This is a genomic window from Pedobacter sp. MR22-3 (assembly GCF_026240075.1).
Taxonomy (GTDB): Bacteria; Bacteroidota; Bacteroidia; order Sphingobacteriales; family Sphingobacteriaceae; genus Pedobacter.
Window position 1 is genome coordinate 775,308 of the sequence record NZ_JAPIVF010000001.1, and the last position, 22,984, is coordinate 798,291.

The 22,984-nt window shown below is 39.0% G+C and carries 23 protein-coding genes; 7 read left to right on the forward strand and 16 right to left on the reverse strand.

The window, feature by feature from the left end:
- Window positions 1-195: 195 nt before the first annotated feature.
- From OQ267_RS03345 to OQ267_RS03390, 10 genes are all read right to left on the reverse strand, one after another.
- Window positions 196-957 (reverse strand): class I SAM-dependent methyltransferase, encoded by a 762-nt coding sequence (locus OQ267_RS03345; protein WP_088301077.1) that lies wholly within the window; start codon window positions 955-957, stop codon window positions 196-198.
- 10 nt (window positions 958-967) lie between these two features.
- Complete coding sequence (locus tag OQ267_RS03350; RefSeq protein ID WP_265834889.1) at window positions 968-1,615, reverse strand: FkbM family methyltransferase; 648 nt, start codon at window positions 1,613-1,615, stop codon at window positions 968-970.
- Window positions 1,612-2,931 (reverse strand): flippase, encoded by a 1,320-nt coding sequence (locus tag OQ267_RS03355; RefSeq protein WP_265834890.1) that lies wholly within the window; start codon window positions 2,929-2,931, stop codon window positions 1,612-1,614. Before OQ267_RS03355 ends, OQ267_RS03350 begins: the two co-directional genes overlap by 4 nt.
- 29 nt (window positions 2,932-2,960) lie before the next feature.
- Window positions 2,961-3,644, reverse strand: coding sequence for a hypothetical protein (locus OQ267_RS03360; RefSeq protein ID WP_265834891.1), 684 nt, complete (start codon window positions 3,642-3,644; stop codon window positions 2,961-2,963).
- Between the two features lie 39 nt (window positions 3,645-3,683).
- Window positions 3,684-4,202 (reverse strand): DinB family protein, encoded by a 519-nt coding sequence (locus OQ267_RS03365; protein WP_265834892.1) that lies wholly within the window; start codon window positions 4,200-4,202, stop codon window positions 3,684-3,686.
- A gap of 21 nt (window positions 4,203-4,223) precedes the next feature.
- Window positions 4,224-4,922, reverse strand: coding sequence for a YjjG family noncanonical pyrimidine nucleotidase (locus OQ267_RS03370; protein ID WP_088301071.1), 699 nt, complete (start codon window positions 4,920-4,922; stop codon window positions 4,224-4,226).
- 33 nt (window positions 4,923-4,955) lie between these two features.
- Complete coding sequence (locus tag OQ267_RS03375) at window positions 4,956-5,273, reverse strand: low molecular weight protein tyrosine phosphatase family protein (RefSeq protein WP_265834893.1); 318 nt, start codon at window positions 5,271-5,273, stop codon at window positions 4,956-4,958.
- A 33-nt stretch (window positions 5,274-5,306) separates the two neighbouring features.
- Complete coding sequence (gene upp / locus OQ267_RS03380) at window positions 5,307-5,951, reverse strand: uracil phosphoribosyltransferase (RefSeq protein WP_265834894.1); 645 nt, start codon at window positions 5,949-5,951, stop codon at window positions 5,307-5,309.
- Window positions 5,952-6,052: 101 nt separating this feature from the next.
- Entirely contained in the window at window positions 6,053-7,351 is a 1,299-nt protein-coding gene (locus tag OQ267_RS03385) for a DUF7033 domain-containing protein (protein WP_265834895.1), read from the reverse strand.
- A gap of 133 nt (window positions 7,352-7,484) precedes the next feature.
- On the reverse strand, window positions 7,485-7,991 hold the full coding sequence (locus OQ267_RS03390; protein WP_265819549.1) for a DUF6702 family protein: 507 nt from the start codon (window positions 7,989-7,991) through the stop codon (window positions 7,485-7,487).
- 204 nt (window positions 7,992-8,195) lie between these two features.
- Between OQ267_RS03390 and OQ267_RS03395 the strand changes: the two genes are divergently transcribed.
- The 3 genes from OQ267_RS03395 (at window position 8,196) to uvrB (ending at window position 13,442) form a co-directional block, all read left to right on the forward strand.
- On the forward strand, window positions 8,196-8,780 hold the full coding sequence (locus OQ267_RS03395) for a HupE/UreJ family protein (protein ID WP_265834896.1): 585 nt from the start codon (window positions 8,196-8,198) through the stop codon (window positions 8,778-8,780).
- Between the two features lie 9 nt (window positions 8,781-8,789).
- Complete coding sequence (locus OQ267_RS03400; RefSeq protein ID WP_265834897.1) at window positions 8,790-11,165, forward strand: M1 family metallopeptidase; 2,376 nt, start codon at window positions 8,790-8,792, stop codon at window positions 11,163-11,165.
- 234 nt (window positions 11,166-11,399) lie between these two features.
- The gene (uvrB, locus tag OQ267_RS03405) at window positions 11,400-13,442 is read left to right on the forward strand and encodes an excinuclease ABC subunit UvrB (protein WP_088301064.1); all 2,043 of its coding nucleotides are present in this window, start codon (window positions 11,400-11,402) and stop codon (window positions 13,440-13,442) included.
- 1 nt (window position 13,443) lies between these two features.
- Here uvrB and OQ267_RS03410 read toward each other — a convergent pair whose 3' ends face one another.
- The gene (locus tag OQ267_RS03410) at window positions 13,444-14,319 is read right to left on the reverse strand and encodes an RDD family protein (protein ID WP_265834898.1); all 876 of its coding nucleotides are present in this window, start codon (window positions 14,317-14,319) and stop codon (window positions 13,444-13,446) included.
- A 93-nt stretch (window positions 14,320-14,412) separates the two neighbouring features.
- On the opposite strand from OQ267_RS03410, the gene OQ267_RS03415 reads away from it, so the two are divergent.
- Both OQ267_RS03415 and OQ267_RS03420 read left to right on the forward strand, forming a co-directional pair.
- Entirely contained in the window at window positions 14,413-14,610 is a 198-nt protein-coding gene (locus tag OQ267_RS03415) for a YwbE family protein (protein ID WP_029281115.1), read from the forward strand.
- Window positions 14,611-14,723: 113 nt separating this feature from the next.
- Window positions 14,724-14,978 carry a DUF4834 family protein gene (locus OQ267_RS03420; RefSeq protein ID WP_265819551.1) on the forward strand — a complete coding sequence of 85 codons (255 nt, stop codon included), beginning with the start codon at window positions 14,724-14,726 and terminating at the stop codon, window positions 14,976-14,978.
- Window positions 14,979-15,007: 29 nt separating this feature from the next.
- Here OQ267_RS03420 and OQ267_RS03425 read toward each other — a convergent pair whose 3' ends face one another.
- The 5 genes from OQ267_RS03425 to OQ267_RS03445 all read right to left on the reverse strand — a co-directional run bounded on the left by OQ267_RS03425 (window position 15,008) and on the right by OQ267_RS03445 (window position 19,012).
- On the reverse strand, window positions 15,008-15,466 hold the full coding sequence (locus OQ267_RS03425) for an SRPBCC family protein (RefSeq protein ID WP_265834899.1): 459 nt from the start codon (window positions 15,464-15,466) through the stop codon (window positions 15,008-15,010).
- A gap of 3 nt (window positions 15,467-15,469) precedes the next feature.
- The gene (locus OQ267_RS03430; RefSeq protein WP_265834900.1) at window positions 15,470-16,399 is read right to left on the reverse strand and encodes a TIGR01777 family oxidoreductase; all 930 of its coding nucleotides are present in this window, start codon (window positions 16,397-16,399) and stop codon (window positions 15,470-15,472) included.
- Between the two features lie 2 nt (window positions 16,400-16,401).
- Complete coding sequence (locus tag OQ267_RS03435) at window positions 16,402-17,217, reverse strand: DUF393 domain-containing protein (protein ID WP_265834901.1); 816 nt, start codon at window positions 17,215-17,217, stop codon at window positions 16,402-16,404.
- A 146-nt stretch (window positions 17,218-17,363) separates the two neighbouring features.
- Window positions 17,364-17,870, reverse strand: a complete 507-nt coding sequence (locus OQ267_RS03440) for a GbsR/MarR family transcriptional regulator (RefSeq protein WP_088301060.1) — start codon at window positions 17,868-17,870, stop codon at window positions 17,364-17,366.
- A 50-nt stretch (window positions 17,871-17,920) separates the two neighbouring features.
- Window positions 17,921-19,012, reverse strand: a complete 1,092-nt coding sequence (locus tag OQ267_RS03445) for an alginate lyase family protein (protein WP_265834902.1) — start codon at window positions 19,010-19,012, stop codon at window positions 17,921-17,923.
- A gap of 128 nt (window positions 19,013-19,140) precedes the next feature.
- Between OQ267_RS03445 and OQ267_RS03450 the strand changes: the two genes are divergently transcribed.
- Both OQ267_RS03450 and OQ267_RS03455 read left to right on the forward strand, forming a co-directional pair.
- Complete coding sequence (locus OQ267_RS03450) at window positions 19,141-21,636, forward strand: YfhO family protein (protein WP_265819557.1); 2,496 nt, start codon at window positions 19,141-19,143, stop codon at window positions 21,634-21,636.
- 486 nt (window positions 21,637-22,122) lie between these two features.
- Window positions 22,123-22,977 carry a UDP-2,3-diacylglucosamine diphosphatase gene (locus OQ267_RS03455; RefSeq protein ID WP_265834903.1) on the forward strand — a complete coding sequence of 285 codons (855 nt, stop codon included), beginning with the start codon at window positions 22,123-22,125 and terminating at the stop codon, window positions 22,975-22,977.
- Window positions 22,978-22,984: the final 7 nt, after the last annotated feature.

Sequence of the window (22,984 nt, forward strand, 5' to 3'; positions counted from 1 at the left end):
CATATGTTTTTTGCCCATCAAAGATAGGTATACAATTGAAGTTTATCATCAGGCCCATTGGGGAAGATAATAGTTTCATATAAGTTAACAGCCGTGCTACTTGAAGTGCCTGAAAAATTCAGGCTATAAAATAGGTTTCTTTATATTTCTCCCAACGTCTTATAGGGTAGAAAATGCAAATGTTCAGGTTGAATTCTAAAATATATGTAAATTCTGATCTGATTTTTTGGTAAGCACGGTATAAGCATTAGCGAACTGTTCCTGCTTTTTTCTGCCCAGTAAGTTGCCTAATGTTTTTTTGATCTTATATTCCAGTTCAATCTTGAGGTTTTTAGCAAATGTTTTTGGTGCTTTTCTATTAATAAATTCATTGAATTTAACTGTTTCAGGAGCTGTCATAGAGACCTTATCTTCCAGAATTTCCAGTCCCTCACTTTGTAGCAAAAACCTAAGCGATGTTGGTGTGTACATATTGATGTGGCCATAATCCAGAAAGTGTTTCATCCTCATATCTACACCAAAGCGATAGTCTTTTGGTACCTCAACCACAATATATTTAGCTACTCTTTTCAATTCGCGCAAGAGTATTCTTTCATGTTCCACATGTTCTAAAACGTGAGCCAGGATAATCAGATCGAAAGTATCATCTGCATAGGGGATTTTATAACCGTCAAAAGTTTGCGCTTCTTTAAGATGAACAAGTTTCCTGTCCTGAATGATGTCCACGCCACTTTGCGCAATTTCCAGGGCATAAAGTTCTGGGGCAAAGTTCCAGTCGTTCAGGAAATGCAGAATACTTCCATCACCCGCACCAACTTCAAGTACATTTTTTGGCTTGATGCTTTTACAAACCTCCACAATATTCTGTGCCTTATACTTCGCACCCAACATGCGCCAGGCAACATCGCTGTTGGTGTAAAAGTTATCGTATGCTGTTTTGACTTCCTCGCTTAACATATGATGGTGATTAAATACCTAAACAGTTATTGGATTTGTAAAAAACTGAAGTGGCTTTTTCGTAAAAAAGTCCCGGCGAAATTCCACTAAAACTAATTTCTTTAAAACCGTTTTCCTGAAGCAATTCTCGTGCGGGCTGGTAAACTTTACGTTCACTGTCATCCAGGATGATTACACCATCCGTAGATAAAGCGTCAAGGCTATATTTACAGCAATTGACGCGATCACGACCATCCACAATAATGATGTTGAATTTTTTGTCCAGCAACGTCGCTTTTCTGGCATATTCACCATCGCGGTGCAACTCGCAAAAAATCATCTCAGCGTTAGCCGGACTGGTGCCTTTAACTTTATCAAACCAACCTTTATCATGTTCTACAGAGGTCACTTTTCCGGCCCTTTCTGCATAAAAAATAGTTGAACTCCCGGAGCCATACTCAAAAATATGCTGGCTTTTCGTTATTCGTCCCTTAATAAAATCGATGAAGGAATAGGTTACCCAAGGTAATGCCCGGCCTTTGCCATCAACGGCCTGTTTCTGATCAAAAGCCGTAAACCAGCCAATGCTGTTTAGGTAGCCTTTATGTCCGTATGATAGTAATGCTTTCAGCCTGTTCGGCTTCGCGAATAGTACTGCTAATGCTTTTAAAGTGCTCAAGGTTTAAATATTTTTTGAAATGCGGTGATCAAAAATAATGATTTTAACATCATTATCCCCTGTTGGCGCGTTTTAGGAATTAATAAAACATAAAAAGTTGAAATAAAACAGGCGATCAGTGTCGCTATTGATGCTCCGACACCTGCAAATTTAGGGATAAGCCATAAATTTAACAGAATGTTTGCCGTTGCTCCGGCTGCGGTACGGTAAAAAGAGATTTTGGTATACCCTTCTGCAATAAGATATTGAGAGCTTGCCATCCCCAAAAATACAAATATACCTGACCAGATATGAATAGAAAGCATTGGTCCGGCACCATCGTATTTACCGCTATAGGCTATGTGAATAATATCCGCACCAAAAAAGCTGATGAATATTGCTATTGGAATATTAATGTAAACTAATAAATCATATAAATTCCCCAGCCGTTTCTGGTAGCGTGAAAAATCTGTTTTTCTGGCATTCAGCAGTGCTGGAAATACAGAAGTAACAATTGCACTTGGAATAAAGTACCATGCCTCACTTAGGTTTTGAGCACTACTATAAATCCCTACTGCTTTACTGCCCACACTTTTTAACATCACCACATCTATTTTCATATAAATGGTAACCATTACGGCTGAAAGTATTAATGGAGAAGATTGAATGAGCAATGATTTTGCCCTTTGTTTATTAAATTGCCAGTTTAATATTTTCAACCCGCGTTTCTGATAAGTCATGATTAATCCTATCGCCAAAATCACGGCATCTAAGATATAAGCAGAAACAATATAAATTAAAGGTAAGCCCATCGTTACAATCAGGATTTTAAAAATTGAAGTCAGGATGAGACTTACATTCTGTACCTGAACTACATACTTGGATTGTACCTGCGATTGAAAATAAGAATCAATTACATTAAACGATTTGAAGAAAGAAGCGAAAGCAAGTAAGGCAATCAGCAAGGTTAAGGGTTCACCCGGATTTTTAGAAAAATGGTGACTGATTAAATAAATACCGATGGCAACCGGAATTAATACACCATTGGTTATCATGCGTAATCCAAGAGAGGTACCTAAAATTTCATCTCTTCTGGACGGTTCCTGAATAATTTCGCGGATAATAAAGGTGTCTAGCCCTAATCCCCCTATGGCGGCCAGAATAGCAACTAAAGATAAACCGAAACTTAAATCTCCAAATAAAATTGGACCTAAATACCGGGCGATTAATAGATTTACAATCAAACTTAATGCTTTACCAAACATCAACCAACCCGTATTTTTTAAATACTTGTTAAACGCCTCTTCATCAAAACCTTTTATGCTAGGTAATTTCATTAGCGCAAAGATGTAAAAAAAAGCGTTAACTAGGTGAGTGGTGCACCAACGGCGATATCACATCGGTGACCGGGATCGCCATGTTTGGGATTAAGTTTAACATCGCTCTGGCTGGTTTCCATCATTTTACTTTCAGTTGGCTGAACTTCAGAAGTTTTTATTGCCGCCGGAGGCCGAACAACTTGTGAACTTAAAGGCGCACCAACGGCAATGTCACACCTGTGATTGGGCTGACCATGCGGTGGATTCATGCCTTTAGCTACTTTTATTGGCGCTGACGAGCTTATTGTTGAGGTGGTATTTGTTGTCTTTGCAATTGCCGCTGGTTTTGAATCCAAAGGTGCACCCACTGCAATATCACATCGGTGGCCGGTTTCGCCATGTTTGGGATTTAATTTCTTTCCGGAAGTATTTACAGCTATAGGCGTCGAAATGGTTACAGGTGATGTATTGTTGATAGATTTTTGAGGCTGTGCCACTGCAGTTTGTTGAAGTGGAGCCCCGACAGCCAGTGTGCAGGTATGGCCGGGTTTGCCATGCGGTGGATTATAGATTAAGTTAGTTTTGGCAGACTGTACAGCAGGTGAAGAAACATTCTTTTGAAGGCCTTCCAGGCCATTAGGCGTTTGAACAATGGTGTGATTACTTTCTTTTTGCTCATTACTGCATGAGCAAAAAATAATAATTACTGATAGGTAAACAAAGTTCTTCATTGTGAGCGTTTTATGGTTAATCAAATATGCTAAAATATCTTAACCTTTAAAACTCTTTTCTATTCGTTCCAGTTGTTTGAGATGATGTTTAAGGTGTATTTCTATAAATCTAAACCATTGTTTTGCATTCAGATAACCTAAACGCGGGTGTTTGGTTTTCAGCTGTAAATCTGCAGTGGCTATTTTAGGGTAGTATTTCTCTAAGGCCGTCTCAAATTCCATAATGAAATCCATGGCTTCAGTTTTACTGATTTTCCTTACCCTATCTGCCAGTATTTTGGGTGCTTCATATTTCTTCGCCGGTGGCAGTGAGCCCAGTAGCAGAATTAATTTCACCATAAAATGGGTGGCTTGCTTTTTGCCCTTTCCTGTAATGCTATTGTCCATCGCAATTAAAGAAAGTAAGCTGGCATCGAAAATATGCGCATATACTTCACTGTAACTCCAGCCGCTAATAGGTGGTGTAAGCTGAAAAATATCATCAGTATAGGAAGATAATTTAGATATATAGGAGGCAATAATGTGATTTAAAGAAACCCTAACTTTTGCTGTATTCATATTTAATTTACTTTAATAGCCCTAAAATAGATGAACCAGGTCCTTTAAGTGCGTAATTTCTTTCTTTACATCTTCAGGTTTTTCCTTTGCCAAGGGATTAAAAAAGATAGCCTCCATACCAAAATTTAAAGCACCATAAATATCTGCTTCTATACTGTCGCCAATCATGATACTTTCTTCTTTTTTTGCTTTTGCCCTTTCTAATGCATATTCGAAAATGCGAGGGTTTGGTTTATTGACCCCAACATCCTCCGAAATAATAACGTTTTCAAAATAAGGATTAAGGTTAGAAAGCTTCATCTTCGTCAGCGTAGTTTCTTTGAACCCGTTTGAGATAATATGTAGCGTATACTTTTCTTTCAGGTAGGTTAAAACATCTGCTGCACCATCAAATAAATTGGTTTTAGTAGGTGAAATACTTACATAATCCTCTTCAAACTGATGCGGGACTACATCCGGACTAATTCCCAGTTGGATAAAAGTTTTACTAAAACGCTCAGCCCTCAGAAAATCTTTAGTGATTTTCCCCAGATGATAATCCGTCCAGAGTTTGTGGTTGTTTTCGGTATAGGTGAGGATGAAATCAGCACAGGAATGAAGGCCTAAACCCTTTAAATCATAAGTCTCGTACAATTCGTTCAGTGTTTCTTCGGCATTGCGGTCAAAATCCCAAATGGTATGGTCAAGGTCGAAGAAGATGTGTTTTTTGTGATGATGCATAATTATTGATAAAGGTAGGACTTATCATCTGGTTTATAAATAATCTGAAACTTTGCTGGTCAGTTCTTCAATTAAATCTTCATCCATATATTGATAGTCATCCGGGATACTTAAAATGATTATTTCTTTTCCATCCGTTTCTTCGGGAAAACGTTCGCTCATCCTTTGTCGATGCTTTTTTTCCATCACAAAGATCAGATCTGCCCAAATAATCAGTTTTGCAGTGATTTTAATTCTGGCTGAAGGTTCAGTTCCGGCAGATTTTATCTGGTGATCAGAATGGTTTTTAAAAATGGTTTCTGCAGTTAAGCTTCTCCATTTATTTCTACTGCAAACAAATAAGATATTCAATAGAATTTAATTATAGCCGGAAACATTAAAAAATTAAATCTTTTCGCCATAAGCCAGGTCTCCTGCATCGCCCAGCCCCGGCACAATATAAGATTTACTGGTCATTTCTTCATCAATAGCACCGAGCCAGAGTCTGGCTTTCGGGAGGTTCGCACGCACATGCATCACTCCTTCTGCACTGGCAATGGCCGCCACAATATGTAGTTCCGAAATTTTATACCGGTTGATCAGTTCTTTACAACACATCACCATACTCTGCCCGGTGGCTAACATAGGGTCAGCCATAATGAGTACCCGTCCATCTAAATCCGGAGAGGAAATATAGTCCATCTGGATGACAAAATCACCGCTTTTTTCAACTTTTCTGTAGTCAGATATAAAACAGCATTCTGCCTGGTCGAAGATATTTAACAAGCCCTGTTGCAAAGGTAGTCCAGCCCTTAAAATGGTAGCCAGTACAGGTTGTTGCGCTAAAACGTCGCATTGCGATACGCCTAGTGGGGTGGTCACTTCCCTGCTCACGTAATTCAGCGATTTGCTGAGCTCATAAGCAAAAAATTCTCCGACACGCTCCAGGTTTTTCCGGAAACGCATGGAATCTTTCTGGATATTTTCGTCCCTTAGTTCGGCTATAAAGGTGTTGGCTACTGATTTAGTTTTACTGAGGTCAAAAATCATAGAAGGCTGTTTATTTAAGCGTGGGTAATCGCTGTCTAATTTATCAATTTCTCTTTTATAGATACCAACCAGGCGTTTGATTGTTTTTTGGAGTTGATTATTTATGATTTCTGCTGAAATAAAGCAGGAGCCTGATTGCCGGCAAATTCCAATAAATATTTGAAACCCTTGTTCAGTTTCTGATATTTCAGATGATTGGAAAGACTACGTAGCTTCCAGCTGCTTAAAAGTGTTCCTTTAACCAGTTTTACGGATTCGGCAAGGTTTCCGATGATTTCTTTAATCTCATCCGTGTTCAACTGATCAAGGGCCGTATCCGTAATGCAATATGACTTTACGTTTAGGGCGGTTACTTTTTCCAGCTGCAGATCGTACCAGCTAAAGGGTGTGCAGGTACCGGCCCTAAATCCTGGCGTTTCTGCATACCCCATAGAATAATCTGAAATGACGGCACTATTTAAGAGGTTCAGATAACATATCGGAAATTTGAGTACTTCCAGTTGCTGACTACTCAGGTTAATTTGCTCCGGTAGCATTTTTTTGAGCCTGGATACACCTGCCTTAACGTTGCTAACTTTCTGCTGATCATTGCTGCAGGGCCTTAATAAGCCCACTGTGCCTTTGTTCAGGATTTTGGAAAGATCACTTATCCCGATATAATCATCAGGGATATTGGGGAAACTGATAAAGTAAACAGGCGAAATATATTTTGACGCCAAATGCATGTTAATTTCTGGCAATACCTGCTTAATGTTAACATCCAGGCCGGTTAAACGATCAAATCCGGCACTTAGATACGTATTCTCCTTGTTGGAAATGCTATTGATAAAAAATCTGGTTTTGTTAATAAAGCCCCTGGGAATCTTCACTGGAACAGTAAAATTAATAGTGGGCTGTTGTATAAACTGCTTTTCAAAAAATTTAAACTGCGGATACCTGGTCTGGATAATATTTTTTAACATCAGCGACCATTCATCTATCACCGGACGTTCCAGCATTTTCCATTTAAACTGATAACTTTTGTTGGCCCCGAAATCATCTGTGGTTTTCTTTTGATAAAGGTATTCTTCATATCTGCTCATGATAAAAAAGGAAGCGGCAAATACATCAAAGGGTAAAAGTGAATTTTCTACAGGAAAGGGTACCTGGTATGGACCAAACTGCACTGTCTTCATTTTAAATTCTTCTACTTTATTAGAAAAAAGTAAATGAGAACTACTGAAAAATAATTCGTCAGCAAGTGGTGCCTGGCCATAGCTGATTTTAGCATGGGCACTATCCAGAAAATGCTGACTGTTTCCGGTAAATTCAACCTCGGCCCTGAGGATATCCTTAAATATAAAATTAAAGATATATTTTATCCGGGGCGTCAGCACTGCAGAGAAAACGATTAAATGCATACTTATTTAAACAAATTGAATAATGTGTAATTAAGATTATTAATAGTGTTTCCCACAGTAACAAATCATGTAAACGGGATATTAAAGTTAACGTAATTTAACGTTTATTTAATATTGAATACAAAAAATACCATTAAAAGTTTACCTGAAAAGTCTTATCAGGGTATAATACTCTTGTGCTTTTACGTGTTTTTCCATTGATTATATGGATAATACTCATCTGATCATCAAACTGATCGTATAGGATAGTGTTGTTTACCTCAGCCGTTTTGAAAGATGAGAGATTGTTCACCTCCAGGTAAATATTGGTCGCTTCATGGTCAATTTCAAAACCAATATATTGCAAAGCTGCAGGTTTATTGTTCACCTTGATTTGAAGGTGGCTTAAAAGATATTTCTTCACCACATCATCCATTTTTGTTTTCATGGCAGGAGCGGAAAGATCTGTTTTCTGGTGGTAGAGTTTGGCTAAAACGGATTCAAAATCATCTGTAAAAATGCGGCAGCTAACTTCCAGTGATTTTTCTTTCGGGTTAAAATTCACTTCTGTTGTACTCACATGGAGCGGATGCTTCAACCCTGCCCCCATACTGATGCAAATACAGCATAACATGAACAGGTAGTATTTCAATTTGAGCATGAAAATGATCTTAAATTACAAATGATTAAAGCCAAAGTTACGGTATAATGTGTTTAATCAAATCATCGCTATTGTATTTGATGTGCCAAATCATGTTCGTAACAAATTTGGTATCTAAATTTCTGTATTTAATATGTATTTATGCCGTAAAAAAGATAATTTTATATTTTTAATGATACTGCTCCGATAATTAACCAATTATTCATGCCGTTACAGGATTTTATCTTTTACTTTAAGTTGGGCTGGGCGCATATTATAATCCTTGATGCACTGGATCATCAGCTTTTTATTTTAGCCCTGGTAGCCATTTACAGTTATACCAATATTAAGCAGGTTTTAATTCTGGTTACGGCCTTTACCATTGGCCATTCTGCAACCCTGCTGTTAAGTGTATTGGATATGATCCGGTTTGAAAGCAAATGGGTAGAGTTTTTAATTCCCTGTACCATTGTGATTACTGCGTTAAGTAATTTATTCCGGAGGAATTTTAAAATGGAAGCGGTAAGGATCAATTATTTTCTGGCATTGGGTTTCGGTCTTGTGCATGGAATGGGTTTTGCCAATTCCATCAGGATGATGCTGGCTAAAGATCAGCAGATTGGCTGGGGTTTATTTGGCTTTAACGTCGGGTTGGAAGCTGGTCAGGTTTTTATGGTATTGATCATACTGGCCGCTACTTTTATCGTTTTTAATTATACCAAAATAAAGAGAATCAGCTGGGTTCTGTTTATATCAGCAGCCGTGTTTAGCCTGGCTTTAAAAATGGCTTTAGAGAGAATTCCCTTTTAACTAAAAAGAATGATTAATAAACTATTCACATTATCTGGCCTGTTGCTTTTTTCAGGAAGCCTGGCTATTGCTCAAAACATTCAGAACAATCCGGGGAGTAATCACGGAAATAAGTTTGAGCAATTGGGTACTATTTTACCCACACCGAATGAGCAGCGTACGGCAAGTGGTGCGCCTGGTGTAAAATACTGGCAACAACGTGCCGATTACAATATTAAATGTGAGTTGGATGAAAAAAACCTGTTGTTAACGGGCGCAGAGACCATTACTTATACGAATAATTCGCCTGACCCCCTCACCTATATCTGGCTGCAGTTGGATGAAAATGAGCATAGCACCAGTAAAAGTGCCAATTATCAGGATGCCACTAAAATGCCGGCTTACGGAACAACACAAACTTTAGACCGGCTGAGTAATCAGGCCGATAACGGCGATGGCATTAACATCACCAAACTGACTGATGCCCTGGGTAAAAATTTAAAATACACGGTCAATAAAACCATGATGCGGGTTGATTTGCCAGTGGCTTTAAAAACCGGACAAAAGTTTATTTTCAACATCAACTGGAATTATAAAATAACAGATAGAATGAGTGTTGGCGGTCGAGGTGGTTATGAATATTTTCCGGCAGACGGCAACTATTTGTTCACCATGACGCAATGGTACCCGCGTTTATGTGTATACAGCGATTTCCAGGGCTGGCAAAACCACCAGTTTACCGGCCGTGGTGAGTTTGCATTAACGTTCGGTGATTTTAAAGTGCAAATGACTGTTCCTGCAGATCACTTAGTAGGAGCTACTGGTGAATGTATTAATTACAGCGCGGTGTTATCTCCTGCGCAATTAAGCAGGTACAATGCCGCAAAAACGGCCACCGCTCCGGTAGAAATTCAAACACTTGCTGAAGCCAAAGCGGCCGAAACCAAAAAATCTACTGCTAAAAAAACCTGGGTGTTTAATGCAAATAATGTCCGTGATTTTGCCTGGACTGCTTCCCGTAAATTCATCTGGGATGCCATGCCGCAAAAAATTCAGGCCAATAATAATACTGTGATGTGTATGAGTTTCTATGGTAAGGAAGCCTACGGTTTATATAGTAAATTTTCAACGCGGGCCGTAGCGCATACCATAAAAACTTATTCTGATTTTACCATTCCATATCCATATCCTGTTGCACAAAGTATTGAAGCTGCAAACGGAATGGAATATCCGATGATTTGTTTTAATTACGGTCGCACAGATGCGGACGGAACCTATAGCGAAAGCACTAAAAATGGTATGCTTGGGGTAATTATCCATGAGGTTGGGCACAACTTCTTTCCAATGATTGTCAATAGTGATGAGCGCCAGTGGACCTGGATGGACGAAGGACTGAACTCTTTTGTGGAATACTTAACAGAAGAACTCTGGGATAACAAATTTCCAAGTAAAAAAGGTCCGGCATATACGATTGTAGATTACATGAAACTGCCTAAGGATGAGCTGGAACCCATTATGACGAATTCAGAGAACATTGCCCGTTTTGGCCCCAATGCTTATTCTAAGCCGGCCACGGGTTTAAATATCCTCCGTGAAACGATTATGGGCAGAGAATTATTTGATTATGCTTTTAAAGAATACGCCAGGAGATGGGCTTTTAAGCATCCTGAACCGGCTGATTTGTTCCGCACGATGGAAGATGCCAGTGGCGAAGACCTGGACTGGTTCTGGAGAGGCTGGTTCTACGGAACTGATCCTTGCGACATCTCACTGGATACGGTAAAATTTGCAAAGGCCGATTTTCCGAATGATGTTCCGGCGGCAAGGTCACGCATGTTGAAGATTGATAAACCTGCTGTAAATGCTTTTGAGGATATTTCCAAAATCAGAAACCGTGAAGAGAAAAAAAATAATTTCTATGTAGATAAAAACCCTGCGGCACAAGATTTTTATTATAAGTATGACAGGGGTTTGGTGAGTATAGATACCACAATAACCAACAAAGTAGAAACCGGAATGCCTTTGGCAACCGTACCGGAAGCCGAGCAGGATCAGTATAAAAACAAGTTTTTATACGAATTGAGTTTTAGTAATAAAGGTGGTTTGGTGATGCCGGTGATTGTAGAGTTTACGTACAAAGACGGTACAAAAGAAATCGATCGGATTCCTGCACAAATCTGGAGGCATAACGAATTGAAAACATCTAAATTTTATGTGAAAGATAAGGAGGTTGAGTCCATCCTCTTAGATCCGTTGCGTGAAACGGCAGATATTGATACCACCAATAATGTCTGGGGTGGAAAAGCAAAAGAAAGCAAATTTAAAACCTTTAAGGCGAAAGCTGGTGTTGCGGTAAGGGGCCAGTCTGTGGGCTTAAACCCAATGAAAGTGGCTGCGGGTAAGTAATATTAACAGTTATTGCTTCATAAAAAATCCTCGCTGAAATTATTCAGCGGGGATTTTTTGTGTACTGTTTATTTGTGTAGAGAAAGGTCTTTCCAGGATTGCACCTGATATTTACTTCTTCTCTGGTTTACATCATTTGGTTACTTCATCAATGCTCACGATTTCATAAAAGAAACATTCCTGACTTTTGCCTGTTTAACTGTTAAGCCCTAAAATCGTACATTTGATTTACACATGAAATTTAAGATCACATCCGAATATCAGCCTACAGGAGATCAGCCGGGCGCTATTAAACAGCTGGTTGATGGTGTAAATGCCAACGAACATTATCAAACTTTATTAGGCGTTACCGGTTCCGGAAAAACCTTTACGGTTGCCAATGTCATTGAGCAGACACAGAAGCCAACACTCATTTTAAGTCATAATAAAACCCTGGCTGCACAGCTTTACGGAGAATTTAAAAATTTCTTTCCGGAAAACTCTGTCAATTATTTTGTTTCCTACTATGATTATTACCAGCCTGAAGCTTTTATCGCTTCAAGCAATACTTATATTGAAAAGGATTTAAGTATTAACGAAGAGATTGAAAAACTACGTTTACGTACTACCTCCTCTTTAATGAGTGGTAGGAGAGATATCATCGTTGTTTCTTCCATTTCCTGTATTTATGGTATGGGTAACCCGGAAGATTTTTCCAGAATGGTGTTCCGTTTTGGTGTAGGCTTAAGGATTTCGCGTAATGCATTTTTACATAGCCTGGTCGAAATTTTATATTCCAGAACCACTACTGAGTTTAAAAGGGGTACGTTCAGGGTGAAAGGTGATACGGTTGATATTTATCCGGCCTATCTGGATCATGCTTATCGCATTTCCTTTTTTGGCGATGACATTGAGGAGCTTTCAGCCATTGATCCGGTTTCGGGCAAAACGATTGAAAAACTGGAAGATATGGCCATTTATCCGGCAAATCTTTTCGTCACTCCAAAGGATCGTTTCAATCAGTCGATATGGGGCATACAGGAAGAACTGGAAATAAGAAAGAATCAGTTAATTGCTGATCGGCATTTACTGGAAGCAAAGCGTTTAGAGGAACGGACCAACTTCGACATTGAAATGATGAAGGAACTGGGCTATTGTTCAGGGATTGAGAATTACTCCCGTTTCTTCGATGGAAGAACGCCGGGAATGCGTCCGTTCTGCCTGCTTGATTATTTCCCTGATGATTATTTAATGGTAATTGATGAAAGTCATGTAACGGTTCCGCAAATCAGGGCCATGTATGGTGGTGATAGGTCGAGAAAGTTATCATTAGTAGAATACGGCTTTCGTTTACCGGCTGCACTAGATAATCGGCCACTTAACTTTAATGAATTTGAAGCTTTAGCCCCGCAGACGATTTACGTCAGTGCCACGCCGGCAGAATATGAACTGGAAAAATCAGAAGGTGTGGTGGTAGAACAGGTGATCCGGCCAACAGGTTTACTGGATCCGGTGATTGAAATCAGGCCTGCCATCAACCAGGTGGATGACCTGCTGGATGAAATCGACATTACCATTAAGGACGGCGGACGTATTTTAGTCACTACTTTAACCAAGCGCATGGCTGAAGAACTCACAAAATACCTGGATCGGCTCAATATTAAAACGAGATATATCCACTCTGAAATTAAAACTCTAGAGCGTGTGGAAATTCTGCGTGGATTGCGGTTAGGAGAATTTGATGTATTGGTGGGAATTAACCTGCTTCGTGAAGGACTGGATTTACCGGAGGTTACTTTAGTTGCGATTTTAGATGCTGATAAGGAAGGTTTTCTTCGTTCAGAAAAATCTTTAATTCAAACCATTGGCCGTGCTGCCCGTAATGATCGGGGCAGGGTAATTATGTATGCCGACGGAATAACCGAGAGTATGGAAAAAACGATTTCTGAAACCAATCGTCGCCGGGATATTCAGATTGCCTATAACCTGGAGCATGGCATTACGCCAAAAACCGTAGGAAAATCGCGTGAAGCGATTCTGGAACAAACATCTGTTTTAGATTTCTCGCAAAAGGCCAGTGATAACAAAGCCAGGGCCTATGTGGAAAATGCTGAAATCAGCATTGCTGCCGATCCGATTGTACAATATATGGGTAAAAGCGAATTGCAAAAAGCCATTGATACCACTAAAAAGGACATGCAGAAAGCAGCAAAAGATATGGACTTTTTACAGGCAGCAAAACTTCGTGATGAAATGTTTGCGTTAGAGAAAATGTTTGCTGAGAAATTTGGGAAATAAGTTATATTGTTTGCTTTTCTGCTTTAACAAGATAAGTACTGGTTAAGCCATCATGCCAACCTCTGGAGGTAAAAATAAAGGAAAGCGGTTCAAATGGAACAAGGCGAAGGAAAGTTCGTCCTACCCGCTGACCAAAGCTTGGTTTTCCGGCCGTACTGTTTGTAATTACATTACCCAAAATTGTTTTTCCAATTGAAGTATTAAACAAGCCTTCATTGATCAGGTAATAGAGGGTAATGAATAAGTAAATCAAAACGTAGAGAAAATTTTTCGACTGGAATAACAAGGGTATGGTACTATTTGAACCTTCAAGAAGCTTTATTAAAAATCTTGCGATATAATCAAACGAGGGGCAAACCACTAATGCCACTGCAGATAAATCAAATATTCGGTGTAAAAATCGCTGCCATTTACTTACTTCATCAAAAGTGCTGTTTCCATCACCCAATGGAATGAGTTGAGGTCTAGTTGGAACCAGTTGCTGCAATACATAAACATAAAATGCACTAACCAGGAAGCTTGATACGTATGTGATAAAAAACAGGCTATCAAGCAGTGGTGGCTGATGGAGATCAGTTATAAAAAAACTTTTAATCGTCCAGATGGGAAAAAAGATAAAAGAAGAAAACGTGCTGTACAATAAGAAAATTCTTAATAGAACGGTGCGCCTGAACTTACTGGTCACAAATTGAAGTATGGCAATTAAATTAAATATATAAATCAGTGGATTAAAATAGAAGGAAAATGAAAATGACATGTTTGATATGTCATTCCTCTTAATTAAATTATAATATCCATACATATTCCATGCAAACATGCAAAATTCGTATAAGAAAATAATAGAAAGAACCAGTGCGATAATTTTGTTTTTAGACATTGAGGGGTTAATTTTTATCTTTGCAGGATGCAAGATATCTTTTTTCTTGTAATTAATTATCAATACAGTAAATCCAATTAATGATTTATTAAAATGAACGGACAAAACAGAAAAGACATTTACGCAGGCTTAGAAGTAGGAATTATCTTAAAAAAAGATCAACGATCCGGTAATATTACATATGGCATAGTAAAGGATTTACTTACTTCATCCGCATTTCATTCACGCGGCATCAAGGTGAGACTAGATGACGGTCAGGTTGGCCGGGTGGCAGAGATTGTGGCAGAATAAAACTTTATTTAGCCGGTTTGCGTTAATTATTGTAATTGAAATGCAATCAAAGGCCTAAAAAGTAACAAAATAAAGCCTTATACGTCTATATTTGTAATAACAGTAAATAAAGAATGGGATTAATAAAGTTCATTTTCATCGCTATATTGGTACTTTGGATCATCAGAATGCTGATCCGGTTGATATTGCCTATGCTCTTTAGTAACCTGGCCAGCAAAATGCAGCAACAGGCAAACGGCCAGGCAAATCAGCAACAAAGACGATCGAAGCCTGAAGGATCGATCTCTATAGATTACATGCCGCCAAAGCAGACGGGTAAAACCGATAAACTTGGTGATTTTGTAGATTACGAAGAAGTTAAACAATAACATTAAACCCTGAACCTGCTTCAGGGTTTTTAGTTTAATGCACGTTCAGCCTCCAGGCGGATCATTTTATTTCGCTCCAATAATAATTTCCGCAGGTACTTTTTCAGAAATAGCCAATCGGCCAATCGCCCCCATAAGCCGAAAGGTGAAGCAAATTCAAGTCTATCAGTCATTTCTGTTTTACCGCAGGCCGATTGGAAGCGGTGCTGGTGATGGAACTTACTGAAAGGGCCTGTAACCAGCTTATCTGTGAAATGATCAGGGTATTTCATCTCTGTTATTTTAACTGTCATCCGGAAAAGGATTCTAAAATGTCTGGCCTTCCAGGTTACAGTTTCATGGAATCCGATTAATCCCGAAGTTCTGCCATCAATTGCCCTTTCATCCTTATGTTGCATCGACTTCAGGTGCAGGTCAATGCTTCGGGAAAGATCAAAGCATTTTTCTATAGGGGCTGCGATCTGTGTTTTAAGAATGATAACAGCCATATTTTATAGCCTTAAACTTAAAATATCCTGTATGGCTTCGTCAATTGTGCCATATTGAAATTCAAATCCATGTTCCAGTAAAATGGCTGGCTTAACCCATCTGCTTTTTAAAATGAGTTCTGTTTCTGTCCCGATAATTGCCGCACCAATAGATAGCAGCCAAGCCGGTGTGGGCAAACCAAACGGAATCCCGTAAGCCTTTCTAATGCTTTGCATCAATACTTCGTTGGTAACGGTATGAGGTGCCGTACAATTTACTATCCCACTGATTTGTTCCTGATTAAATAACCAAGCTATCGCACGGATGGCATCCTGCTCATGTATCCAGTTTACATACTGTTTTCCACCACCCTGTCTTCCGCCTAATCCAAATTTAACCAGGTTTAGTAACCTCGGAAAAGCACCATCAGTTTTGCCAAGTACTATGCCCATTCTTAAAGCTACTCTCCTGGTTTGAGGCAATTCTGTTTCGAAAAAAGAATTTTCCCAGGCTTTGCATACATCAATAGAAAATCCACTGCCGATTTCTCCGGTATATTCATCCTGCGGATGATCTTCAGCATGCCTGTAAATGGTGGAAGATGTCACATTGATCCAGAGTTTAGGAGGCTTTATTAGGTTTTTAATTGTATTTCCCAATAAACGGGTGGGTAGCACTCTTGAATTGATAATCTCCTGCTGGTTTTTTTGTGTGTAACGACAGTTTACGTTTTTTCCGCATAAATTAATCAGTAAGTCGGCTCCCTCCAGTTCTTCAACCCAGCTATCTGTAGTTTTTCCATCCCAAAGTACAGTGGTGATATTTCCATTTTGTGCCTGAGGTTTTCTGGCTAGAATAATTACCTTTTCAGCGATTTCACTGAAGTGTTTGGCGAGTAAACCTCCGAGGTACCCGTTTCCTCCTGCTAAAATAATTTTGTGATCATTCATCATTTCTAAATATAAAAGATTAATCCTAAAATAATCAGGCGATAAATTGCCCAGGTGATGCTCAATAACCAGCCAAGTTTTAACAATTTACTTCTTCTGATGTGTTCCAGAAACATTAGTCCGGCGACAAACAGAAAATAAAGTATATAGATTACAGGTTGAAGGTCAATGAAATGACTGGCGAGGAGTACAGGGATGAGTAAGATTGATCCCGCAAAGGATATCGTCATCATATTTCCGAGGTAATCCCAAAGTTTAGCTCTCTTATAGAAAAATATTATTATGCCCTGAAAAACCATCTGACCGCCACAAATAAAATATTCCCGGTATTCTCCGCCTATAGGAACATAACCGGTAAGTAAATGCGCATAAGCGGTAAGGATATAAGCGGTAGCTAACCATGTAAACAGCAGGTATGCCATACGGTAAGCTATTTTAAAAGTGGGTTGGATGGTATTGGGCAGTATTGCTGCCGGAATAATCACCTTTCTGTTGTAGGAAATAAAAGCATACAATTTAGTCATCATATAGATGAAAGGTTTAAACGCAAACAATGGCCTGAATACGGGCAGTGCATTTCCGATAACTTTAAACAAGCTTTCTATTCCATAAGTCACTTCACCATTTTCTGTATTCACCATGGCGATTTCATTTGCCGCACGCTGACGGTCTACCAGCGGACAAATTGATTCAGGAATTTGCTGATAAGATGTCCTGCCGTTTTCTGGCAACATGCCGGTTTTAACAAATGCTTTGGTGTAAACCTGACACATGGGACATTCATCGTCAAATAAAATGATATGATTTTGAAGTGTTTTCATTTCTTTTGTGTTTAAACTTTCAGTAATAAATGAAAATTATGCTTAAAAAATAAAGCCATATATGATATAAGGCTTATGCTTTACGCTATGGGGTTTACAATCGGTGGTTTTGATGCTTAAATCTTGTCACTTGTTACTTCCTCCTCCTACTTAAATACTTTCAACACCGATCCCCAGAACCAGCTTTCTTCCGCTTTTAACATAGTCTCCAGCGTTTTATCAACATTACCGGCCAGTTTATTAATATCAGCCACTGATTTCTTAAATGTGATCAGTTCCGGGTCTTTCTCGTTGCCTGTAACAGCAGACAGTTCATTTAATACTTTAAGAACCGGCTCCAGTTCTCTTTTTTTCCTTTCTTTGGCTACCTGTCGGGCAATATTCCAAACATCTTTATCCGCAAAAAAATACTCTTTGCGTTCTCCTGCCTTATGTTGCTTTTCTATTAGTCCCCAGCCGATCAGGTCCCTGAGCGTCATGTTGGCGTTTCCCCTGGAGATACTCAGGTTTTCCATAATTTCTTCAGTGGTCAATGCTTCAGGCGAGATCAGCAAAAGCGCGTGCACCTGTGCCATGGTACGGTTAATTCCCCATTCGGAACCCAATTTTCCCCAGGCTTCTATAAATTTTAGTTTTGCTGCTGCTAATTCCATAAACAAAGATAATAATATTATCAAACTTTCAAAAATTATTGAAAGTTTATTTATTTTATATTTCCCGCTTTAATTTTATCAGTTATTTGGTTGATATCCGATTGTCCATTCAATAGCTGATTTAATAAGTCTTGTTGGGCGTGATCAAAGTAAATCACTGATTTTAAAAGTGGTATAGCCAGTTGAGGTGCAAATAATGTTCCGGCTGCAAACCCCGGTTCATTATTCCTGGCTCGATCATGATCAAACTTTACGGTTGTATTCACATATTCCTCATGCTTCTTATCGCCCTTTATATACGGAATAAGCCAGTCTACAGACTTTTTAATGGAAGATCCATTTGGAGACAAATAAGTATAGAAGTTGGTGCCTTCTCCGCGGTTAATCATAATGGCGAGCTTAAGCAAGGGTTCCAGATCATAAAGGTGATAGTGCAGGGCATCTCTTTGCTTAAAATCCAGGCTGCTTCCGTCAGGATATAAATTAATACTAATGTGACTTTTTAACTGATCTATCGTCCAGCTAATGAATTCGTGGTTGTTTAAAGCATATCCAATCTCACCCACTACTTTTAGCCGGTGCGCATTCCAGTTATTAATGGTCGTGGCTTTACCAGGTTTCATGCGTTTACTGTTAATTTCTGCACTGGCGGTTTCACTTAACCATTTGTCGATGATTTTTTTATCGCCCCTGGCCATATTGTTTTTGATCAGATCATAGGCTTCAATAGCCTTATCCAGATTGGTGTCATCAATCGGATCGCCACCGGAATGATTGATTTTAGCCCACGCACTTAAAAATGAAGTACATTGATTCAGGAAAGTCTGATTGCCGGTAAGCCGGTACTGGAGTGCCAATGCATACATTTTAGGCATATCTGCCAGTGCCAGTTTTGACTTCTCCTTTTTTGGATTGCCTTTAAGTAAACCTTCAGTCCTGATGGTATCAATAGGATCAGGTTGTTCGTTTAAATATTGCTTTGCAGATTTCTGAAAGCCGGCATATATTTTCTTTGCCCCAGGCGCATTGGAAATCTGGGTTTTTAGAATGTTGATCTCCTCATTATTTAAACTCGCTATTTGCGCTTTGGTAATCGAATATGTGGCGAATAGCAATACGGTAAACACAAATTTTCTTCTCATAAGGTGGCTTCATTTGCAGTTTTGATTTCACAAAACTAATTTTTTATTCTGCTCACATTTAATTTATTCCTTTTTTATACGGACCAAATTTTTATTTTTGACATTCCTTTAAACATAAACAAACCTTAATGAATAACTGGTTTAACAAAAATGGCATCCATTTAGCCATCATAGCAATTTTTGTAGTCATCACTTTTGCCTACTTCAGTCCTGTTTTACAGGGTAAAGCACCACAGCAAGGTGATGTTTTGCAAGCGAAAGCCATGCAAAAAGAAATTATGGATGTAAAGGCGGCAACAGGTAAAGGGCCGCTATGGACAAACCAGATGTTTGGTGGTATGCCAGCTTATCAGATCTGGGTGCAATATCCATTAAACATTACTACTTATGGTATTGATGTCATTAAAGGTGTATTTCCTGATCCGGTTGGAACAGTCGTGTTATACTTATTGGGCGCTTATCTTCTTTTCTGCGTACTCAAAATCAATCCATGGCTTGCAGCAGCGGGAGCGATAGCTTTTGCTTTTACATCATACAATTTTATCATTATAGCTGCCGGTCATAGTAATAAAGCATTAGCGATTGGATTCTTCGCTCCTATTTTAGCTGCAATCATTTTAACCTTAAGAGGACGATATTTGGTTGGAGGAAGTTTATTCGCATTGTTTATGGCTTTGGAGATCCGTTCAAACCATATCCAGATGACCTACTATTTATTTATTGCCTTGTTCATTTTGGCTTGTATTGAGTTTTACCATGCCTTTAAAGCGAAGCAATTGGCTACTTTCGGCAAGTCAATAGGTTTTATTGTTGCCGGAATGGTATTGGCCGTTTTAGTTAATGCCGGTACTTTATGGACAACATATGAGTATGGAAAAGAAACCATTCGTGGAAAATCAAATTTAACAACGGATAAGGCAGAGCCGGCAAATGGCCTTGATAAGGAATATGCTTATCAATGGAGCCAGGGTGTAGGAGAAAGCTTCTCCTTCCTGATTCCAAATATTTATGGTGGAGCGAGCAGTATTGATGAGATGATCAAACCTGAAAGCAATACCTATAAAGCAGTAGAAAAAAATCTTCAGGGCATTGATCCAAAACAAGTAATCGGCTATGTTGCTCAAAATTTGGGTACAAACCAATACTGGGGAAATAAACCGGGTACTTCTGGCCCTTACTATTTTGGTGCCATTATTTGCCTGCTTTTTGTATTTGGCTTATTTATCGTTCAACACCGTTGGAAATGGTGGATTTTAGGCAGTAGTATCTTGTTATTGTTGCTGTCATTCGGACAAAATTTCCCACTAGTCTCAGACATTTTCTTCGATTATCTGCCCATGTATAACAAATTCAGAGCAGTTGAATCAATCTTGGCCGTTGTAGGTTTGTTAGTTCCGTTACTGGCTGTTTTAGCGATTAAAGAAGCACAGGAAGGTAAGTATGATCAAAAGTATTTAGTCAAGCGATTAACATGGTCGGCCGGGATTACGGGCGGTTTATCATTAATCATTGCAATTATTCCAACTGCATTTTTCAGCTTTACACAGGCAAACCAGCCTCAGGTTTTGGATGCGTTAACACAAGCACTGCAAAATAATAGAGGTGCTGCCATGGAAATTATCAATGGAGTTATTGCTGATCGTGTATCACTTGCCCGTGCTGATGCATGGCGTACATTGTTATTCATCGTGATCGGTTTCGGTTTAACATGGGCTTTTATTACTAAAAAAATGAACATGCAATTGGTTTTTGGCTTATTAGCATTGTTTGTTTTAATCGATTTATGGCAAGTTGACCGTCGCTACCTGAATAGCCAGAATTTTGTGAGCAAAACCGATCTGGCAAACCACTATCAGGCGAGGGACGTAGATAATTTTATCTCTGCAGATAAAGATCCGAATTTCAGGGTTTTTGATTTGTCGCTTGGCGATCCGTTCAAAAGTGCCGAAACATCATACTTCCATAAGACGGTTGGTGGTTTCCATTCAGCAAGATTAAAGCGTTTTCAGGAATTGGTTGATCATCAAATGACTAAAAGTATCAATCAGGATGTGCTGGATATGTTGAATACGAAGTATATCATCACACAGGATCCGCAGAACGGATCATATAAAATGCAGCGTAATCCTACCGCTGCGGGCAACGCCTGGTTTGTAGAAAGCGTTCAGTTTGTAAAGAATGCCGATCAAGAAATGAAAGCCATCAGCAGTTTCGATGCGAAGAAAGAGGCTATTGTAGATGAAAGCTTTAAAGCTTTGATCGATAGTAAAATTTTAGGGAACGGACAGGGAGGCTTTATCAAGCTCACTGATTATCATCCTGATCATCTCACTTATGAATATTCAACAGCTAAAGATGTAGTGGCTGTTTTTTCTGAAATTTATTACAATAAAGGCTGGAAAATGTATATTGATGGTGTAGAAAAACCCTATTTCAGGGCAGATTACGTTTTACGTGCAGCACAGCTGGAAGCAGGTAACCACAAGCTTGAATTCATTTTCCATCCAACTTCATACTATACTGGTGAGAAAATATCCTTGGCAGGATCAATCCTGTTATTGGCTGGCTTAGGCTTTGGATTTTACACGGAAGAAAAAAAGAAAAAGAAAGCGGTTAAAGTTTAACATAGGCTCTGATAAAACTATATCCCCGCTTGATTCCAATCTTGCGGGGTTTTTTTATTGATTTAAGTCTGGATAGCAAGTTGTTCTAACTTATTTCAATTTCCAGCCTGCTACCGCCTTCAGCGCAGAAGGCAAAGCTGTCTTAACCTGTATGGATCAGATCTCTTCCGCTGCTTCAGTTTATGTAGCATAAAAGGTTTAAGCCAGGTTAGCCAACTAATGGTCAAATAACATTGAATCACGCTTGTAATAAAATTTAACAATCACGTAACATTTGGTTGATAGACAGTGTCTTACCTTTGTAATGTAAAACCAGATGATATGCTAGAATTATTCTTCGCCGTATGCCTGCTCATAATTGTACTTTATTTCTTTAGCCCTTTCGAGGTAAAGCTTGATGAGGAAGAAGACTGGTAGGGCAGTTTTTTTATATCTGAACTGCTTTTTTAAAGCGGTAATAGCATTTGTCCCCCCAAAATTTAGTTTATGAACAAAAGAAATGTTGATGTAGTCGTAATATCCGATGTGCATTTGGGCACCTATGGCTGCCATGCCAAAGAACTGTTAAAGTACTTAAAGAGTATTAAGCCCAAAACACTTATCTTAAATGGTGATATTATAGATATCTGGCAGTTCAGTAAACGCTACTGGCCGGAATCGCACATGAAAGTCGTTCGTAAATTAATGAAATTCGTTTCTGAAGGCGTGCAGGTTCATTACCTTACCGGAAATCATGATGAAATGCTGCGTAAATTTGACGGTATGGAAATGGGTACATTTCACCTGCAAAACAAACTCATTATGGAACTGGATGGCAAGAAAGCCTGGTTTTTCCATGGTGATGTTTTTGATGTGACCATGCAGCACTCTAAATGGCTGGCGAAAATGGGCGCAGTTGGTTACGACAGTCTGATCCTGATCAACAGCTTTGTAAATTGGGTACTCACAGCCTTTGGAAGAGAAAAAATGAGCTTTTCCAAAAAGATCAAGGCGAGATTTAAGGACGCCGTAAAGTTTATCAATAGCTTTGAACAAACTGCGGCCGAGCTGGCTATTGAAAAGGGTTATGAATATGTGGTTTGCGGTCATATCCATCAGGCTGAAAAGCGTAATATTAAAATGGAAAACGGAACGGTAACTTATCTGAATAGTGGAGATTGGGTAGAAAGCCTCACCGCTTTAGAGTATCAGGATCAAAACTGGACGGTTTTTAAGTATGATCATAAAGAGTTTACAAAAGACGAAACAGATGATGGAATCCTCTCAGATTCAGAAGATTTGAAGAGCAAGCTGGATGTAAATATTCTTTTGCAACATATAAAATATGAAATTGCCCAATAATTTTGAG

Bases quoted from the DNA above. Each gene is read 5' to 3' on its own strand.
- OQ267_RS03395 (WP_265834896.1), top strand. From the start codon at position 8,196: ATGCCGTTACAGGATTTTATCTTTTACTTTAAGTTGGGCTGGGCGCAT.
- OQ267_RS03355 (WP_265834890.1), bottom strand. From the start codon at position 2,931: ATGAAATTACCTAGCATAAAAGGTTTTGATGAAGAGGCGTTTAACAAG.
- OQ267_RS03400 (WP_265834897.1), top strand. From the start codon at position 8,790: ATGATTAATAAACTATTCACATTATCTGGCCTGTTGCTTTTTTCAGGA.
- OQ267_RS03360 (WP_265834891.1), bottom strand. From the start codon at position 3,644: ATGAAGAACTTTGTTTACCTATCAGTAATTATTATTTTTTGCTCATGC.
- OQ267_RS03450 (WP_265819557.1), top strand. From the start codon at position 19,141: ATGAATAACTGGTTTAACAAAAATGGCATCCATTTAGCCATCATAGCA.
- OQ267_RS03440 (WP_088301060.1), bottom strand. From the start codon at position 17,870: ATGGAATTAGCAGCAGCAAAACTAAAATTTATAGAAGCCTGGGGAAAA.
- OQ267_RS03410 (WP_265834898.1), bottom strand. From the start codon at position 14,319: ATGTCTAAAAACAAAATTATCGCACTGGTTCTTTCTATTATTTTCTTA.
- upp (WP_265834894.1), bottom strand. From the start codon at position 5,951: ATGATTTTTGACCTCAGTAAAACTAAATCAGTAGCCAACACCTTTATA.
- OQ267_RS03390 (WP_265819549.1), bottom strand. From the start codon at position 7,991: ATGCTCAAATTGAAATACTACCTGTTCATGTTATGCTGTATTTGCATC.
- OQ267_RS03385 (WP_265834895.1), bottom strand. From the start codon at position 7,351: ATGCATTTAATCGTTTTCTCTGCAGTGCTGACGCCCCGGATAAAATAT.
- OQ267_RS03425 (WP_265834899.1), bottom strand. From the start codon at position 15,466: ATGGCTGTTATCATTCTTAAAACACAGATCGCAGCCCCTATAGAAAAA.
- OQ267_RS03445 (WP_265834902.1), bottom strand. From the start codon at position 19,012: ATGAGAAGAAAATTTGTGTTTACCGTATTGCTATTCGCCACATATTCG.
- OQ267_RS03455 (WP_265834903.1), top strand. From the start codon at position 22,123: ATGAACAAAAGAAATGTTGATGTAGTCGTAATATCCGATGTGCATTTG.
- OQ267_RS03365 (WP_265834892.1), bottom strand. From the start codon at position 4,202: ATGAATACAGCAAAAGTTAGGGTTTCTTTAAATCACATTATTGCCTCC.
- OQ267_RS03345 (WP_088301077.1), bottom strand. From the start codon at position 957: ATGTTAAGCGAGGAAGTCAAAACAGCATACGATAACTTTTACACCAAC.
- uvrB (WP_088301064.1), top strand. From the start codon at position 11,400: ATGAAATTTAAGATCACATCCGAATATCAGCCTACAGGAGATCAGCCG.
- OQ267_RS03420 (WP_265819551.1), top strand. From the start codon at position 14,724: ATGGGATTAATAAAGTTCATTTTCATCGCTATATTGGTACTTTGGATC.
- OQ267_RS03430 (WP_265834900.1), bottom strand. From the start codon at position 16,399: ATGATGAATGATCACAAAATTATTTTAGCAGGAGGAAACGGGTACCTC.
- OQ267_RS03415 (WP_029281115.1), top strand. From the start codon at position 14,413: ATGAACGGACAAAACAGAAAAGACATTTACGCAGGCTTAGAAGTAGGA.
- OQ267_RS03435 (WP_265834901.1), bottom strand. From the start codon at position 17,217: ATGAAAACACTTCAAAATCATATCATTTTATTTGACGATGAATGTCCC.
- OQ267_RS03370 (WP_088301071.1), bottom strand. From the start codon at position 4,922: ATGCATCATCACAAAAAACACATCTTCTTCGACCTTGACCATACCATT.